The sequence below is a fragment of the Mycobacterium sp. NGS63 genome, from assembly GCF_059812295.1.
This window is the reverse complement of the sequence record NZ_JCALCJ010000005.1, coordinates 55,647-72,273: the sequence shown is the minus strand read 5'-3', so window position 1 is coordinate 72,273 and position 16,627 is coordinate 55,647. Positions and strand designations below refer to the sequence as shown.

Here is a 16,627-nt window from a genome sequence, read left to right as displayed (position 1 = left end):
CGTCAGCGACCCAGCAGTTCGTCGAGCAGCGCGGTGAACTCGTCGGGGCGCGCCGGCGTGCACGCGGGGCTCGGCCAGGTCCCGGGCACGTCCAGGGTGATCAACGTCGACCGCAACGGCCGCTGCACGTCCAGGGGCAGCCAGCGGCGAAAATCGGAGCTGCCCCAGATGCGGAACCTCTGCACGAACTTGCCCAGCGGCTCGGCCCGGTAGCCGCGGATCCTGTCCAGCGCGATGACCTTCGACGTGCCGGACGGAAAGTGGTAGCGGCGCAACGTGATCGCCGCCCGGTCCAGCTGGACCAGGCCGTCGTCGTAGCTGGCGTTCATTGTTTCGAGCTCCGCAGTTGGTGGCCACGCGCGGTCAGGCAGTGGCCGTCGTCCAACCCCCACTGCCAGCCGTGCAGGTTGCAGGTCAACGTGTTGCCCTCCACCACGCCGAATTTGGACAGGTCGGCCTTGAGATGGGGGCAACGGCGCTGAATCTCCCAGCCGTCCAGGGTGATCGACGCGGAGTCGTCGTGGGTCTCGGCGAACCAGCCGTCGGCATACGCGATCCGTTCGTCGGTCAGGCACTTGAAAAACGTGTACAGGTACTCGTTGTAGCCGCCCACGCGCCACGCCCGGAAGCGGGTCGACAAGAAGATGGTGTTGACCCAGTCGGGCTCCTTGTCGCGCAACACGGTGCGCACCAGCTCCGGGGCGATGGCGAATCCGTAGCGCACCTTCTCGTCGGGAATCCGTTCGCGCACGCTCCTTTTCGGGAAGTCCAGGATCACGGTCTCGGGCCCGATGACGAGCTCGACGGGATAGCCGATGCCGTCGCAGATCTCGTCGCTTTGCGACATGATCGGCTCGAACAGCGCGCGCAGTTGGTCGAGCAACGGCTCGCCGGTGGCGGGGGCCCAGCTCGCGCGCTCCGCGGCCAGCACCGGGGCCATCCGGTCGGCGTAGTCGGCGATGTAGGCCGCTTTGCCGGTGGTGAAGATCGCCTCCACCTCGTCGGCCGGCAACGGATGGCGCAGCGCATTCAGCGCCGAGCCGGTGAAGTCCGCCGTCGACCCGGGCATCATCAGCAGGCCACCGTCGTGCCCGTGCGCGCGCATCTGCTCCAGGAAGACCGCCTGGTCGGGGAAGATGTTGGCCGGGTCGCCGTGGTCGTCGTTGAGGTGGCGCAACTCGTCGTCCAAAAAGCACGGCGGCCCGGCCGACGGCACCACCCAGGTGGCGCCGACCTGGGCGATGTATTGGCGGGCGCGGTCCATCTGGCGCTGGCGTTTCTGGGTGCCGAAGGATTCCTTGGCGCGCGCGGGCATGTCGTAGACCATCGGGTACCATATCGCCCCGGAGTACTGCAGCAGGTGCACGTCGACGTGGCCGAACGCGTCGAGCACGTCCAGGTCCACCGGCCGGGCGTCGTTCATGTTGAAAACCGTTGTGGTGCCGTCGGAAACCACCAGCGCCGAGTCGCCGATCGGGCCGTCGGCCGGGGCGCGCAGCGCGATGATCATGACGTCGAGGGCGCCCTTGGGGCCGTCGACCCGGTGCCTGGTCGCGTCGGTGGTCTCGAAGAACCGATGAAATCCCAGCGTTTGCAACGCGTTTCGCAGGTCGGGCACCGGGAAGTCGGGCAGCAGCACCACCGCGTCCTTGTTGACGTGCTCGCGCAGGTTCTTCGCGTCGAAGTGGTCGCGGTGCAGGTGGGAGATGTAGAGGTAGTCGCAGTCGCCCAGTTGGTCCCAGTCCAGCTTGCTGTTGTCCGGGAATGGGAACCAGGACGCGAAGTAGGCGGGATTGACCCAGGGGTCACAAAGGATGTTGCCCGCGTGGGTCTGAACCAGGAACCCGGCGTGGCCGACGCTCGTGACCTGCACAAATACCTTTCCGGGGGACGCACGGTGGACGGGGGTGTCAGCCCCCGAGCTTAGCGCGCGGGCGCCTTGGGCCGCCTTTTCCGGTTCAGGCGGCTCCCAGGCGGTGGCACTAGGCTAAGCGCTGTGGAACCGGCATACGGGACCGTCATTCAGCTTGCCCGGTTGATTTGGCGCATCCAGGGTCTCAAGATCGCGGTCGAGGGCGAAGAGAACCTGCCCGAGAGCGGCGGCGCGGTCATCGCCATCAACCACACCGGCTACCTGGACTTCACCTTCGCGGGTTTGCCCGCCTACAAGCAGGGCCTCGGGCGCAAGGTGCGGTTCATGGCCAAGCGGGAGGTCTTCGACCACAAGATCACCGGGCCGATCATGCGCAGCCTGCGGCATATCCCCGTGGATCGGGGGGACGGCGCCGCGTCCTACGAGGCCGCCGTCCGAAACCTCAAGGACGGCGAGCTGGTCGGGGTCTACCCGGAGGCCACGATCAGCCGCAGCTTCGAGATCAAGGAGTTCAAGTCGGGGGCGGCGCGGATGGCGGTCGACGCGGGGGTGCCGATCGTGCCGCACATCGTCTGGGGCGCCCAGCGGATCTGGACCAAGGACCACCCCAAAAAGCTGCTGCGCCCCAAGGTGCCGGTGGTGGTGCTGGTGGGCGAACCCATCCAGCCGACGCTGGCCATCGAGGAGTTGAAGGCGCTGCTGCATTCGCGGATGCAGCATTTGCTGGAACGGGCCCAGCAGCGGTACGGACCCCACCCGGCCGGGGAGTTCTGGGTGCCCCACCGGCTCGGCGGCGGCGCGCCATCGTTAGCCGAGGCGGCGCGCCTGGAGGCCGAGGAGGCCGCCGCCCGGGCGGCTCGCCGCACCCACGCCGCCGGGGCGCCGGAGCAGTAGCCGATGGCGGAACCCACCTTTCGCGCGCTCGAGATCCTGGCCCAGCTGGTGGTGCTGGCCACGCGCACCCGCATCACCTACAGCGGCGAGGAGAACATCCCCGACCGCGGCGGCGCCGTGGTCGCGATCAACCACACCAGCTACGTGGACTTCCTGCCCGCGGCATTGGCCGTGCACCGTCGGCGGCGCCGGCTCAGGTTCATGATCAAAGCCGAGATGCAACAGGTGAAGGTGGTCAACTTCCTGATCAAGCGCACCCGCACCATTCCGGTGGACCGCGGCGCCGGTGCGGACGCATACGCGGTCGCCGTGCGGCGGTTGCGCGAGGGCGAGCTGGTCGGCGTCTACCCGGAGGCGACGATCAGCCGCAGCTTCGAGCTCAAGGAGTTCAAGACGGGCGCGGCCCGGATGGCCACCGAGGCGGACGTGCCGATCGTCCCCGTGATCGTCTGGGGTGCGCAGCGCATCTGGACCAAGGACCATCCGCGCCACGTCGCCCGCAACAGAGCCCCGATCACCGTTGCGGTGGGCGCCCCGTTGCGCGCCGGTAACGACGTCGCGTCCACCACCGATGCCCTGCGGGCTTCGATGACGAGACTGCTGCACCAGGCGCAGGAGCGGTATCCGCACCCCGCCGGGGCTTACTGGGTGCCGCGCCGGCTCGGCGGCGGCGCCCCGACGATGGCCGAGGCGGCCCAGATCGAGGCCGACGAGGCCGCCGCCCGATCGGCGAACCGGACCCCGCCTCAGTCGCGGTAGCGGAAGGAGAGGACATGGCAGAGCCGTTCTACCGGCTGGGCGAGTGGATCGTCCCGCCGCTGGTGGCAATGCAGGGAACGAAATTCACGTTCCGTGGCCTGGAGAACATTCCGACGCGGGGCGGCGCCCTGCTCGCGCAGAACCACACCAGCTACCTCGACTGGCTGCCGGCGCTGCTGGCCGTCAAGGAGCGCGGCCGTCGCATGTACTTCATGATCAAGGCCGAGATGGCCGACGTGAAGGCGGTCAACTACGTGATCAAGCACGCCCGGCTCATTCCGGTGGACCGCCGGTCGGGACACGACGCTTTCAACGTGGCCGTGCAGCGGATGCGCGAGGGACAGCTCATCGGGATGCATCCGGAGGCCACGATCAGCCGTAGCTACGAACTCCGGGAATTCAAGACCGGGGCCGCGCGCATGGCGCTGGACGCGCAGGTGCCGCTGATCCCGCTGGTCGTGTGGGGCGCGCATCGGATTTGGCCCAAAGATCACCCAAAGAAGGTGCTGCGCAACAAGGTTCCGATCACCGTGGCCGCCGGCCGCCCACTGCAGCCGCGGGGCACCGCCGAGCAACTCAACGACGCGCTGCGCCAGGCGATGAACGCGTTGCTCTACCGGGTGCAGGAGGAGTATCCCCACCCCAGCGGGGAGTACTGGGTGCCGCGGCGGCTTGGTGGTGGCGCACCGAACCAGGAGGATTCCCGCGAGATCCGGTTGGCCGAACTGCAGGAGCGCATGAGAAAGTACGGGACCGACGGCGTGACACGGCCGGGGGAATCCCAAAGCGGATTGCACTGAGAACGGCGGATCTTATCGATGACCCTGCCGACGCTGATCGCCTGCGACGTCGACGGAACCCTGCTCGACGAAAACGAGACCATCTCCCCGCGTACCCGCGACGCGGTGCGCGCCGCGGTGGCCGCCGGGGCGCAGTTCGTCGTGGCCACCGGTCGCCCGCCGCGCTGGATACGCCCCGTCGTGGACGCGCTGGGTTTCGCGCCGACGACGGTGTGCGCCAACGGCGCCGTCCTCTACGATCCCGCCACCGACCGGGTGCTGTCGGCGCGGACGTTGGCCGTCGACACCCTGGGCGAGTTGGCCGAGCTGGCGACGCGGGTCATCCCGGGCGCGGGCCTGGCCGTCGAGCGGATCGGCGAGCGCGCGCATGACACGGCCACGCCCCAATTCATCAGCTCGCCGGGCTACGAGCACGCGTGGCTCAACCCGGACAACACCGAGGTGTCGATCGAAGACCTGCTCAGCGCGCCGGCGATCAAGCTGCTGATCCGCAAGAGCGGCGCAAGCAGCGCGGAAATGGCCGCCGAACTCGCCAAACACGTTGGCATTCAAGGCGATATCACCTACTCCACCAACAACGGGCTGGTGGAGATCGTGCCGCTGGGGATCAGCAAGGCCAGCGGCGTGGAGGAGATCGCCAAACCGCTGGGGATCACCAGCGACGAGGTAATCGCGTTCGGCGACATGCCCAACGACCTGCCGATGCTGCGGTGGGCCGGCCACGGGGTGGCGATGGGCAACGCGCATCCCGACGTGCTGGCCGCCGCCGACGAGGTGACCGCCCCCAACACCGACGACGGGGTGGGTCGGGTGCTGGAACGCTGGTGGCTTTAGCCCGTCGGCGTGATCGCCGCCGCCAGCTGCTGGGGTATGTAGTTGACGAACAGCGGGACGAGCCCCATGAACGGCGTGCCGAAGACGGTGACCGGCGTGGGCGTCGTAGAGATGGGGCTGGTGAGCGCGACCGTTCCCGTAATCGGGTGGGGCGGAACGAGAATGCCGTCGAAGGGCAGGTGCACCACGACCTGCGCGGTGAAGCTTATGGGCTGAAAGGGTTGCGGCAGCGCGTAGTACACCGGCACCGGGATCGTCATGTCCACGATGGTTTCGCCATTGAGGAACGCGTTGGCGACGACGGCCGGCGCGTTGACGAGCGCGTCGAGCGCCCCGAGGGGGTTGCCGGCCAACAGCGCCTGCTGAACCGCGGTCGCGGAGGTGGCCAGGCCGGTCAGCGTTGCCAGCGGCGCCCCCGCCGCGGCGTAGGTCATCACCAACGGCAACCCGAAGAAGGCGCTGAGCGTTCCGGTGGTCCCTTGAATCCCCAGGAGAGGCACCCGCAACGTCGCGGTCGCCGAAATGCTGGGGACCGTCAGCACATTGAGGGCGTTGGTGAAATTCTGCGCCATCTGCCGAAACATGGACGGCGGCATCAGGTTGGTGAAGTACTGCGCCTCCTGTCCGGGGATGTTCCCGAGGGCGAACATGTTCCCCAGCGGGCCCAGCAGCGTGGGATTGACCGTGGCGGCCAAGGTGGCAGTGACATTGGGAACGTCGAAGCTGACCAGACTGACGCTCGGGGTCCCGGGATCGGCTCCCGTGACAAGGAGATTCGCGAAGGCCTGCGCGACGTCCTGCACCGCGCCGTAGTAGTTGCCCGCCAGGACGGTCTGCCAGGCCACCTGTAGCTGCGCGCCAAATGCCGGGAGCCCGGCCACGATTCCGGTTGCCGCGGCGTTGAGGTTGGTGGCGAAGCTCTGCGCGAAGCCGATCTGCGTGGCGATGATCTGCTGTGCGTAGTAGGCGGCGGGGAAGGTCACCAGCTGCTGGATGCCGGCCTGGATGGCCGCGGGCAGGTTGGCCAGCACGGTCGGCAAGTTCTCGATGGTGTTGGTCAGGGCGGCGGCGATCTGCTGCCAGTAACGCAGCTGGTTGACCATGACCTGGCGCAGGACCGGGAACGGGTCGGCTTCCCAGGCGCCCAAAAGCGATTGCAGGTTCGCCGACGTGTTGGCGAATAGTTGCCCGTACGCGCCACCCGGAACGAAGGCGGCGGCCGCGGTCGCCGCCGGCAGCGACGCGCCCAGCACGCCCTGCTCGGCATTGGCGAGCTCGGTCCCGAGGTAGGCCGCCGCACCGCCGTTCAACAGGCTCACGAACCCGTCGTGGAAGGCCGCCGCCTGGGCGGTGGCGGCCTGGAATTGGCGGCCGTACGTGCCGAACAGCTGCGAGATCGCCGCCGACACCTCGTCGGCCGCGGCGGCCGCGACGCCGGTCGTGGGGGCCGCCGCGGCGGCGGTTGCCTCACTCAGGCTCGATCGGATCCCCGCCAGGTTCTCGGCCGCGGCCGTCACCAGCTCCGGTTCCGTGACCACGAACGACACGGCCGTCTCCCCTCGACTCAGCCCTGCGCCACCGCCTTTGCCGGGACAATTCGAGCGTATGTGACCGAGCCCACGCCCGGCGCGAAACGCCGGAAACTAGGTGGCGGACGGGTGGGACGGCAGCGAGAAGTGTTCGGGCGGCACTTCAGGGCCGCTTGGCGGCTGCGTCGACAGCGACGTGGTGATGCCGTCGACGACCTCGGTGACGTTTCCGGTGAGCCGCTCGTAGTTCAGCGTTCCGTGCTGGAAGTTCTGCGAGATCCGCAGGGGCTCTTGAATTTCCGCGCTGGTCGGCAACCCCAGCGGACCCCGCTCGTAGCTCAGCGAGGCCCAGGCGTCGTAGATGGCGCCGGTCACCGGCTCCGCGCCGATCTCGGGGGACCAGTACATGGCGCCCTTGGCGAAAGTGGCGAAGCGGGCACCGCCGGCCGCGTCGTCTTCCGGCGAGGTGGGCGCGCCCAGGACGCTGTTCATGCCGCCGATCGCCAGCCAGTGCTCGTAGATGGCGCCGCCCTTGAGCGCGTTGATCAGCTCCTCGGGCGGATCGTTGAAATGCGAGGCGATGTCACGGATTTCGTCCATCAGTGCGTAGGCGGCGTTGCCCGGGCAGTCGGTGTTGCCGACGTCGCGGTGGGTAAAGATGGTCGGCAGGTTCGCCACGGCGCCGGCCGGGAAGGTCGTGTAGTGGCTACCGGCGGATTCCAGTGCCACCGTGCCCTTGGGGTCGACGCCGTCCATGCCCAGCCGCCAGCCGAGCAGCCGGCCCACGGTGCGCAGCTGGATCGGCGTCGGGGCGACGTCGTCGAAGTTGCCGATCATCGCCACACCCCAGGTGTTGCGGTTGAATCCGCCGGTGTGGAACGCCTCGACGGCTTTGGTCAGGCCCCCGGCGCTGCCCTCGAACACCTGGCCGTACTTGTCGACCAGCGCGTTGTAGGCGATGTCGCACCAGCCCAGCGTCTTGCTGTGGTAGGTGTAGATCGCCTTGACGATGCCGGCCGATTCCAGCGGGGAGTACTCGTTACTGCCGGCGGTGTGGTGGACGACGGCGGCGCGAATCCCGTTGTCGTACTGGGGACTACCGCAGCGCAGCGCCTCGTCGGCTCCCCACTCCGCGCGGCTGATGATGCTGGGCGGCTGGCCCGGCATCATCACCCCGGACGGCGGCGTCCAATGGGTCCTGGCCGGCGCCTGCGGCGGCGAGATGAGGATCGCGGAGATGTTCTGCGCGTAGGACTGTTCCTTGGACACCGGCCGGTAGCCCAAGTCGTTGGCCACCGGCGTGGCCGGGGCCAGGGTCACCGGGGCGTCGATCGGGCGGGTGACCGCGATCTGGACCGTCGTGGTGGTGCCGACGAACACCGGATCCGTGCTGCGCGGGCCCTCGCTCGGCTCGCCCGAGCCGCCGTCGGGGGCCGCGGTTTCATACTCGGTCTGATACCAGGGCCCCCAGGAGCCGTCGGGGCGCTTTGCGCGCACCCGGGTTGACGTGCCGGCCAGGTCGCCGGTGAGCGCGACCAACGAAAACGGGGTGTCCTGGCTGAGCTCCCGGACCGTCACCCCGCCGCCCAGACCGACCAACGGTTGCGCGGCGAGCTGGGTGTCGCGGGGCCGCGACGGCTCGGGGGCGCCGCGGTGGCGCGTCGCGTCGCCGATCCACGAGACGATCAGGACCGTCGCCGCGATGGCGGTGAGCATCATCGTTGGCGCGCGACTGCGGGACGACACCAGCTGATGTTACGTGTGTTTCCCCTGTTAATAGTGTGACGACACGGGTCCGATGCTGAAAGTCCCCGAAAACCTGTTCGACGGCACCGCAGAGGGGCGACTCTGCGGTGCCGTCAGGGGACAGGTTCCTCCCGATTAACGGTGCTAGTGAGGCAGGGCCGGCGCGGCCGCGCCGGTCAGCGCTCCGGTGGCACCGGCGGCGGCGGGCAGCGCGCCCGCGGCGGCCGGCAGCGCACCGGCGGCGGCACCCGGCGCCGCAGCCGCGGCACCCGGCAGGGCACCGGCGACGGCACCCGGCGCGGCGGCCGCGGCACCCGGCAGGGCACCCGCGGCGGCCGGCAGCGCACCGGCGGCACCCGGCAGGGCACCGGCAGCACCCGGCAGCGCACCCGCCGCACCCGGCAGCGCACCCGCCGCACCCGGCAGGGCAGCCGCCGCGCCCGGCAGCGCCTTGGCGGCACCGGCGGCGGCCGGCAACGCGGCACCCGGCGCGGCACCCGCGGCGCCCTGCTGCATGCCCTGCGTGATGGCCGGCATCACCAGGCCCTTGAGCAGATCGATGGCCTGGCTGGCGCCCAGCTGGTTGGCGGCCTGCATCAGGTCGTTGACCAGCCCGCCGCCGCCGCCGGAGCCGCCCCCGGTGCCGCCGGACGCGATCGGCGAACCCCCGCCGAGCGTGGAGGGGTCACCGAGGATCGGGTAGGTGCCGCCCACGCCCGGGTCCAAGCCCGTCGTCGAGTCGATCGGCACCTCGCTGGGCGAGAGCGTCGGGCTGCCGACGCCCGGGGTGAGACCCGCCGGGCTGGTCAGGCCGGGGTTGGACAGCGCCGGGTTGAGCCCCGCGGCCGGCACTGTGGGCACCGCCGCGGCGCCCGGCGTGGTGACCCCCGGGGTCGTGGGCGGCAACCCGGGATTGGCCAGGGCCGGGCTGGTCAGCCCCGGGCTCGTCAGGCCAGGGCTGGTGAGGCCCGGGCTGGTCAGGCCAGGGCTGGTGAGGCCAGGGCTGGTGAGGCCAGGGCTGGTAAGCCCCGGGCTGCCCAGGCCCGACGCGCCGGTGCCGGTGCCGGTCAGCGCGGGCACGGGCGGCAGGTTGATCCCGAACTGCGACAGGCCCTGCGACAGGGCGCCCATCAGTTCGCCGGGCAGGTCGGTCATCACCGCGGCCTGCTTGAAGTCGTGGTGCTCGGCCGGCTTGTTGTCGGCGGTCGACTCGTAAACGAGGAAGTACGCGCAAGGACTCGCCACTGCCACGGCGGCGACCGCGCTCATGGCTGTCGAAAGCTTGCGTCGGCGTCGGTTCGGCACGGAAGTCTCCTCAATCTGGACAACTATTTGCACTGCTTGTTGTGTCGGCGTGTCCTGCCCGTCCTATCCGGCATGAAGCACACAGAGTCGATGGTACGAGTGGGATTCTGTGACTGGAGTGCTGATATTGAATCGTGAGGTAATTGCGACCCCGGCCGTGACCGCCGGTTCGGGGCCCTCCGGATGCCCCCGAAAGTGATTGGCACCTGGCCTAATTCCGACTCCCTGGCCTCGCCAAATGGGTTAGGCCCGCGCGGTCGGATACCCTAAGCAACCGATGACCGCACGTTTCGACCTCTACGTCGTCGGCTCCGGATTCTTCGGCCTGACCATTGCCGAGCGCGTGGCTACCCAACTCGGGAAGCGCGTGCTCGTCGTCGACCGGCGCCCGCACATCGGCGGCAACGCCTATTCCGAGGCCGAGCCGCAGACCGGCATCGAGGTGCACAAGTACGGCGCCCACCTGTTCCACACCTCTAATAAGAGGGTCTGGGACTACGTGCGCCAGTTCACCGAGTTCACCGACTACCGCCACCGCGTCTTCGCGATGCACAACGGCCAGGCCTACCAGTTCCCGATGGGGCTGGGCCTGGTGTCGCAGTTCTTCGGCCGCTACTTCACCCCGGACGAAGCGCGGCGGCTCATCGCCGAGCAGGCGGCCGAGATCGACACCGCGGACGCCAAGAACCTGGAGGAAAAGGCCATCTCGCTGATCGGCCGGCCGCTCTACGAGGCGTTCGTCAAGGGCTACACCGCCAAGCAGTGGCAGACCGACCCCGTGGACCTTCCGGCGGCCGTCATCAACCGGCTGCCGGTGCGCTACACCTTCGACAACCGCTACTTCAGCGACACCTACGAGGGCCTGCCCGTCGAGGGCTACACGGCCTGGCTGAAGAGAATGGCCGACGACGACCGCATCGAGGTCCGGCTGAACACCGACTGGTTCGACGTTCGCGACCAACTGCGCTCGGACAGCCCCGAGGCGCCCGTGGTGTACACCGGCCCGCTGGACCGCTACTTCGACTACGCCGAGGGCCGCCTCGGCTGGCGCACCCTGGACTTCGAGGTGGAGGTGCTGCCCACCGGCGATTTCCAGGGCACCCCGGTGATGAACTACAACGATCCCGACGTGCCGTACACCCGCATCCACGAGTTCCGCCACTTCCACACCGAACGGGACTATCCGACCGACAAGACCGTGATCATGCGCGAGTACTCCCGCTTCGCCGAGGACGACGACGAGCCCTACTATCCGATCAACACCGAGGCCGACCGCGCCCTGTTGGCCGCCTATCGGGCGCGGGCGAAGTCCGAGACCGCGTCATCGAAGGTGCTGTTCGGTGGCCGGCTGGGCACCTACCAATACCTGGACATGCACATGGCGATCGCCAGCGCCCTGAACATGTACGACAACACCCTCGCGCCGCACCTGCGCGAGGGCGCCCCGCTAGTGGAAAACGATGGAAACATAGAGGTGCGCGCCTAGATGACCGCCGTGAGCCTGCTGTCCCGAATCATCCTGCCGCGTCCGGGTGAACCCCTCGACGTGCGCAAGCTGTACTTGGAGGAGTCGACCACCAACGCGCGCCGCGCGCACGCGACGTCGCGGACCTCGCTGCAGATCGGCGCGGAGTCCGAGGTGTCCTTCGCCGCATACTTCAACGCGTTCCCGGCCAGCTACTGGCGCCGCTGGTCGATCTGCAAGTCGGTGGTGCTGCGCGTCGAGATGACCGGCGCGGGCCGCGTCGACGTCTACCGCACCAAGGCCACCGGCGCGCGCATCTTCGTGGAGGGCCGCCAGTTCGCGGGCACCGGAGACGAGCCCGCCACGGTCGAGATCGAGGTGTCGCTGCAGCCGTTCGAGGACGGCGGCTGGATCTGGTTCGACGTCAACACCGACACCGACGTCACCCTGCGTGCCGGTGGCTGGTATGCGACCGAGCCCGCTCCCGGCGTGGCCAACATCGCCGTCGGCATCCCGACGTTCAACCGCCCCGCCGACTGCGCCAACGCACTGGCCGAACTCACCGCAGATCCGTTGGTGGACCAGGTGATCGGGGCGGTGATCGTGCCGGACCAGGGCGTGCGCAAGGTGCGCGATCACCCCGACTTCCCCGCCGCGGCCGCAAGGCTGGGCAACCGGCTGTCCATTCACGACCAGCCCAACCTCGGCGGCTCCGGCGGTTACAGCCGGGTGATGTACGAGGCGCTGAAAAACACCGACTGCCAACAGATCCTGTTCATGGACGACGACATCCGCATCGAGCCGGACTCGATCCTGCGGGTGCTGGCGATGCACCGCTTCGCCAAAACCCCGATGCTGGTCGGCGGGCAGATGCTCAACCTGCAGGAGCCGTCGCACCTGCACATCATGGGCGAGGTGGTCAACCCGTCGAACTTCATGTGGACCGCCGCGCCGCACGCGGAGTACGACCACGACTTCGCCGAGTACCCGTTGAACGACGACAACCCGCGAAGCAAGCTGCTGCACCGCCGCATCGACGTGGACTACAACGGCTGGTGGACGTGCATGATCCCGCGGCAGGTCGCCGAGGAGCTCGGCCAGCCGTTACCACTGTTCATCAAGTGGGACGACGCGGACTACGGCCTGCGGGCCGCCGAGCACGGGTACCCGACGGTGACCCTGCCCGGCGCCGCGATCTGGCACATGGCCTGGAGCGACAAGGACGACGCCATCGACTGGCAGGCCTACTTCCATCTGCGCAACCGGCTGGTGGTCGCCGCGATGCACTGGGACGGTGACGCCGCCGGACTGGTCCGCAGCCACTTCAAGGCCACGTTGAAACACCTTGCCTGCCTTGAGTATTCGACCGTGGCGATTCAGAACAAGGCCATCGACGACTTCCTGGCCGGCCCCGAACACATCTTCTCGATCCTGGGCACCGCGTTGCCGGACGTGCACCGCATGCGCAAGGAATACCCGGACGCCGTCGTGCTGCCGGCGGCCAGCGAACTGCCCCCGCCCCGTCACCAGAGCAAGGCGATGAAGCCCCCGGTGAACCCCGTGTCCATCGGCTACCGGTTGGCCCGCGGGATCCTGCACAACATGACCCGCGCCGACCCGGAGGCCCACCGGCGCCCGGAGTTCAACGTCGCGACCCAGGACGCGCGCTGGTTCCGGCTGTGCACCCTGGACGGGGCGACCGTCACGACCGCCGATGGCTGCGGGGTGGTCTACCGGCAGCGTGACCGGGGCAAGATGACGTCGCTGCTGCTGGCGTCCCTGCGCCGCCAGCGTCAGCTGGTGAGCCGCTTCGACGAGATGCGGCGGGTGTACCGGGAGTCGCTGCCGGTGCTGTCCAGCAAGCAGAAGTGGGAGACGGCGCTGTCCCCGGCGCACGACGAGCCCAAACATGGCTGAAGCCCCCGCTGTAGACGCCCCGCGCGGCGAAGTGGCCGCGCTGGTGGCCGTGCAGTCGGCGCTGGCCGATCGCCCCGGCGTCCTGACCGCGGCGCGTGGACTGTCCCACTTCGGCGAGCACAGCATCGGCTGGCTGGTGGTGGCGGCGCTCGGGGCGCTGCTGATGCCGGCGCAGCGCCGGGACTGGCTGGCGGCCGGGGCCGGCGCGTTCGTCGCGCACGCCGCCGCGGTGTTGGTCAAGCGGCTGGTGCGCCGCCAACGGCCGCATCATCCGGCCGTCGCGGTCAACGTCGGCACGCCCAGCCGGCTCAGTTTCCCGTCGGCGCACGCCACCTCGACCACGGCCGCGGCCATCCTGATGGGCCGGGCCACCGGGCTGCCGCTACCGGCGGTGCTGATCGCGCCGATGGCGCTGTCGCGGATACTGCTGGGCGTGCACTACCCGAGCGACGTGGCCTGCGGCGTGGCCCTCGGCGCCGCGGTCGCGCGGATCGCGGGCCGAAAGAGGTGCGCCGGATGAGCGACGAAGTAATTCCCGTGGTCGGGCCGCGGGGGAACCTGATCACCGGGGTAGTCCGGGCGATGCGCCCGCGCCAGTGGGTGAAGAACGTGCTGGTGCTGGCCGCCCCGCTGAGCGCGGCCGGCCGCCACCACCGCTACGACTACGGGCAGCTGGGGATCCAGGTGCTGGTGGCCTTCGTGGTGTTCAGCCTGGCGGCCTCCGCGGTGTACCTCATCAACGACGTCCGCGACGTCGAGGCCGACCGCGAACATCCCACCAAACGGTTCCGCCCGATCGCCGCCGGCGTGGTGCCCGAATGGCTGGCCTACGTCATGGCTGCGGTGCTCGCGGTGGTGTCGCTCGGGTTGGCCTGGCGGCTGACGCCGAACCTCGCGGTGGTGATGGCGGTCTACATCGGCATGCAGTTGGCGTACTGCTTCGGCCTCAAACACCAAGCGGTGATGGACATCTGCATCGTGTCGTCGGCCTACCTGATCCGTGCCATCGCCGGGGGCGCTGCCACCGATACCCCATTGTCGCAGTGGTTTTTGCTGTCGGCGGCGTTCGCGTCGCTGTTCATGGTGGCCGGCAAGCGCTACGCCGAGCTGCAGCTGGCCGAGCGCACCGGCGCGGCGATCCGCAAGGCGCTGGAGAGCTATACCAGCACCTACCTGCGGTTCGTCTGGACGATGTCGGCCACCGCCGTGGTGATGTGCTACGGGCTGTGGGCGTTCGAGCGCGACCACGGCTCGGCGGGCTGGTTCTCGGTGTCCATGGTCCCGTTCACCATCGCGATCCTGCGCTACGCCGTCGACGTGGACGGCGGGCTGGCCGGGGAGCCCGAGGACATCGCGCTGCGCGACCGGGTGTTGCAGCTGCTGGCGCTGGCGTGGATCGCGACGGTCGGGGCCGCCGTTGCCTTCGGCTAGCCCCGACCTGAAGGCCCTGAAGTTGGCTGTGCTGCGCCGACGGCCGCCCGCGCGGCGGCCCGGCCGGCCTTTGTTCCGCTATCACGCCTGGGTGCGGGTCAGCCTGTGGGTCAGCGTGGCGGTGGTGGCCGTCCTGTTCGGCTGGGGGGCCTGGCAGCGGCGCTGGATCGCCGACGACGGGCTCATCGTGCTGCGCACGGTGCGCAATTTGCTGGCCGGCAACGGGCCGGTCTTCAACCAGGGCGAGCGGGTCGAGGCGAACACGTCCACCGCGTGGACCTACCTGATGTATCTCGGCAGCTGGGTCGGCGGGCCGATGCGGATGGAATACGTGGCCCTGGCCCTGGCCCTGGCGCTCTCGGTCCTCGGGGTGGCCCTGTTGATGCTGGGCACCGGCCGGTTGTACGCGCCCAGCCTGCGGGGTCGCCGCGCGATCATGGTGCCCGCCGGGGCGCTGGTCTACATCGCGCTGCCGCCCGCGCGCGACTTTGCCACCTCCGGCCTGGAAAGCGGCCTGACGCTGGCCTACCTGGGTTTGCTGTGGTGGATGATGGTGTGCTGGGCGCAGCCGGTTCGCGGCCGTCCGGACAGCCCGGTCTTCCTCGGCGCGCTGGCGTTCGTCGCCGGGTTCAGCGTCCTGGTCCGGCCCGAACTGGCCCTGATGGGCGGGCTCGCGCTGATCATGATGCTGATCGCGGCCCGCGACCGGCGCCGCCGCGCGCTGGTCGTGGCGGCCGGGGGGTTCCTGCCGGTCGCCTACGAGATCTTCCGGATGGGCTACTACGGCCTGCTGGTCCCCGGGACCGCGCTGGCCAAGGACGCCGCCGGCGACAAGTGGTCGCAGGGGATGATCTACCTGTCGAACTTCAACGCGCCCTACGCGGTGTGGGTGCCGGCGGTCTTGCTGGTGCCGCTGGGTGTGCTGGTGGTGGTGGCGCGCCGGCGCCCGTCGTTCCTGCGGCCCGTGCTGTCGCCGGACTACGGCCGGGTGGCGCGCGCGGTCCAGAGCCCGCCGGCGGTCGTGGCGTTCGTCCTGGTCAGCGGCCTGCTGCAGGGCCTGTACTGGATTCGGCAGGGCGGTGACTTCATGCACGCGCGGGTGCTGCTGGCGCCGGTATTTTGTTTGCTGGCGCCGGTGGCCGTCATCCCGGTGGCGGTCCCCGACGGGCAGGACTACTCGCGGGAAACGGGCTTTTGGGTGGCCGGTGCCGCGAGCGCGTTGTGGCTCGGTGTCGCCGGCTGGTCACTGTGGGCAGCAAACTCGCCCGGGATGGGCGACGACGCCACCCACGTCACCTACTCCGGGATCGTCGACGAGCGCCGCTTCTACGCGCAGGCCACCGGGCACGCCCACCCGCTGACGGCCGCGGACTACCTCGACTACCCGAGGATGGCCGCCGTGCTCACCGCGCTCGACAACACGCCGGAGGGCGCGTTGTTGCTGCCGTCGGGCAACTACATTCAGTGGGATCTGGTACCGATGGCGCAGCCGGCGGCGGGCAGCGGCCCCAACGGCGCGACACCGCAAAAGCCGCAGCACACGGTGTTTTTCACCAACCTGGGCATGCTGGGCATGAACGTCGGGCTCGACGTGCGGGTGATCGACCAGATCGGACTGGCAAACCCGCTCGCCCAGCACACGGAGCGGCTGAAGCACGGTCGGATCGGGCACGACAAGAACCTTTTCCCGGACTGGGTGATCGCCGACGGGCCCTGGGTCAAGGTATATCCGGGCATTCCGGGCTATCTCGACGCGAATTGGGTCGCCCAGGCGGTGGCGGCCCTGAAATGCCCCGAGACTCAGGCGGTGCTCAGTTCGGTGCGGGCCCCAATGACCTTGCACCGCTTCGTCTCCAACGCCATGCACTCGTTCGAGTTCACCAAATACCGGATCGACCGCGTTCCGCTCTTCGAGCTTGCCAGGTGTGGGCTGCCCGTTCCGGAGGCGATACCGCCGCCTCCCCGCGAGTGAGGCGGCCGAACCGAAAAAATTTTTCCCGCCCATCTCAAATCGGCCCGCCGGGCGCGTCGCCCGACATTGCCAGCAACTTCACATCTATGCCCTCACCAGTGG

13 protein-coding genes and 1 pseudogene are annotated in these 16,627 nt (G+C 69.3%); 9 read left to right on the top strand and 5 right to left on the bottom strand.

The features are described 5' to 3' along the window. Window positions 1-2: 2 nt before the first annotated feature. Window positions 3-329 (bottom strand): hypothetical protein, encoded by a 327-nt coding sequence (locus AC5Y4Z_RS14345; protein ID WP_499964970.1) that lies wholly within the window; start codon window positions 327-329, stop codon window positions 3-5. After that, window positions 326-1,873, bottom strand: coding sequence for a Rieske 2Fe-2S domain-containing protein (locus AC5Y4Z_RS14340; RefSeq protein WP_499964968.1), 1,548 nt, complete (start codon window positions 1,871-1,873; stop codon window positions 326-328). The genes AC5Y4Z_RS14345 and AC5Y4Z_RS14340 overlap by 4 nt, the downstream gene beginning before the upstream one ends. Window positions 1,874-1,996: 123 nt before the next feature. On the opposite strand from AC5Y4Z_RS14340, the gene AC5Y4Z_RS14335 reads away from it, so the two are divergent. The 4 genes from AC5Y4Z_RS14335 to AC5Y4Z_RS14320 are packed head-to-tail and all read left to right on the top strand — an operon-like array spanning window position 1,997 to window position 5,160. Beyond that, complete coding sequence (locus tag AC5Y4Z_RS14335; RefSeq protein ID WP_499964966.1) at window positions 1,997-2,767, top strand: lysophospholipid acyltransferase family protein; 771 nt, start codon at window positions 1,997-1,999, stop codon at window positions 2,765-2,767. A gap of 3 nt (window positions 2,768-2,770) precedes the next feature. Next, complete coding sequence (locus AC5Y4Z_RS14330; protein WP_499964964.1) at window positions 2,771-3,526, top strand: lysophospholipid acyltransferase family protein; 756 nt, start codon at window positions 2,771-2,773, stop codon at window positions 3,524-3,526. A gap of 14 nt (window positions 3,527-3,540) precedes the next feature. Further along, on the top strand, window positions 3,541-4,326 hold the full coding sequence (locus AC5Y4Z_RS14325) for a lysophospholipid acyltransferase family protein (protein WP_499964961.1): 786 nt from the start codon (window positions 3,541-3,543) through the stop codon (window positions 4,324-4,326). An 18-nt stretch (window positions 4,327-4,344) separates the two neighbouring features. Continuing rightward, a complete protein-coding gene (locus tag AC5Y4Z_RS14320) occupies window positions 4,345-5,160 on the top strand; it encodes an HAD family hydrolase (RefSeq protein WP_499964959.1) in 816 nt (271 codons plus the stop codon). Here AC5Y4Z_RS14320 and AC5Y4Z_RS14315 read toward each other — a convergent pair. The 3 genes and pseudogenes from AC5Y4Z_RS14315 to AC5Y4Z_RS14305 all read right to left on the bottom strand — a co-directional run. After that, window positions 5,157-6,707, bottom strand: a complete 1,551-nt coding sequence (locus tag AC5Y4Z_RS14315) for a PE family protein (protein ID WP_499964957.1) — start codon at window positions 6,705-6,707, stop codon at window positions 5,157-5,159. The genes AC5Y4Z_RS14320 and AC5Y4Z_RS14315 overlap by 4 nt on opposite strands. 96 nt (window positions 6,708-6,803) lie before the next feature. Then, window positions 6,804-8,435 (bottom strand): N-acetylmuramoyl-L-alanine amidase, encoded by a 1,632-nt coding sequence (locus AC5Y4Z_RS14310; protein ID WP_499964955.1) that lies wholly within the window; start codon window positions 8,433-8,435, stop codon window positions 6,804-6,806. Window positions 8,436-8,828: 393 nt separating this feature from the next. Continuing rightward, window positions 8,829-9,740: pseudogene (locus AC5Y4Z_RS14305) on the bottom strand (PirG); the annotation flags it as partial. 277 nt (window positions 9,741-10,017) lie between these two features. On the opposite strand from AC5Y4Z_RS14305, the gene glf reads away from it, so the two are divergent. From glf to aftB, 5 genes are read left to right on the top strand one after another with little or no spacing between them, the layout of a single operon-like run. Further along, complete coding sequence (glf, locus tag AC5Y4Z_RS14300; protein WP_499964953.1) at window positions 10,018-11,226, top strand: UDP-galactopyranose mutase; 1,209 nt, start codon at window positions 10,018-10,020, stop codon at window positions 11,224-11,226. Beyond that, the gene (locus AC5Y4Z_RS14295; RefSeq protein ID WP_499964951.1) at window positions 11,227-13,122 is read left to right on the top strand and encodes a glycosyltransferase; all 1,896 of its coding nucleotides are present in this window, start codon (window positions 11,227-11,229) and stop codon (window positions 13,120-13,122) included. Beyond that, window positions 13,115-13,642 (top strand): phosphatase PAP2 family protein, encoded by a 528-nt coding sequence (locus tag AC5Y4Z_RS14290; protein WP_499964949.1) that lies wholly within the window; start codon window positions 13,115-13,117, stop codon window positions 13,640-13,642. The genes AC5Y4Z_RS14295 and AC5Y4Z_RS14290 overlap by 8 nt, the downstream gene beginning before the upstream one ends. Further along, window positions 13,639-14,553, top strand: a complete 915-nt coding sequence (locus AC5Y4Z_RS14285; RefSeq protein ID WP_499964947.1) for a decaprenyl-phosphate phosphoribosyltransferase — start codon at window positions 13,639-13,641, stop codon at window positions 14,551-14,553. The genes AC5Y4Z_RS14290 and AC5Y4Z_RS14285 overlap by 4 nt, the downstream gene beginning before the upstream one ends. Next, a complete protein-coding gene (gene aftB, locus AC5Y4Z_RS14280; RefSeq protein WP_499964945.1) occupies window positions 14,540-16,525 on the top strand; it encodes a terminal beta-(1->2)-arabinofuranosyltransferase in 1,986 nt (661 codons plus the stop codon). The genes AC5Y4Z_RS14285 and aftB overlap by 14 nt, the downstream gene beginning before the upstream one ends. Window positions 16,526-16,627: the final 102 nt, after the last annotated feature.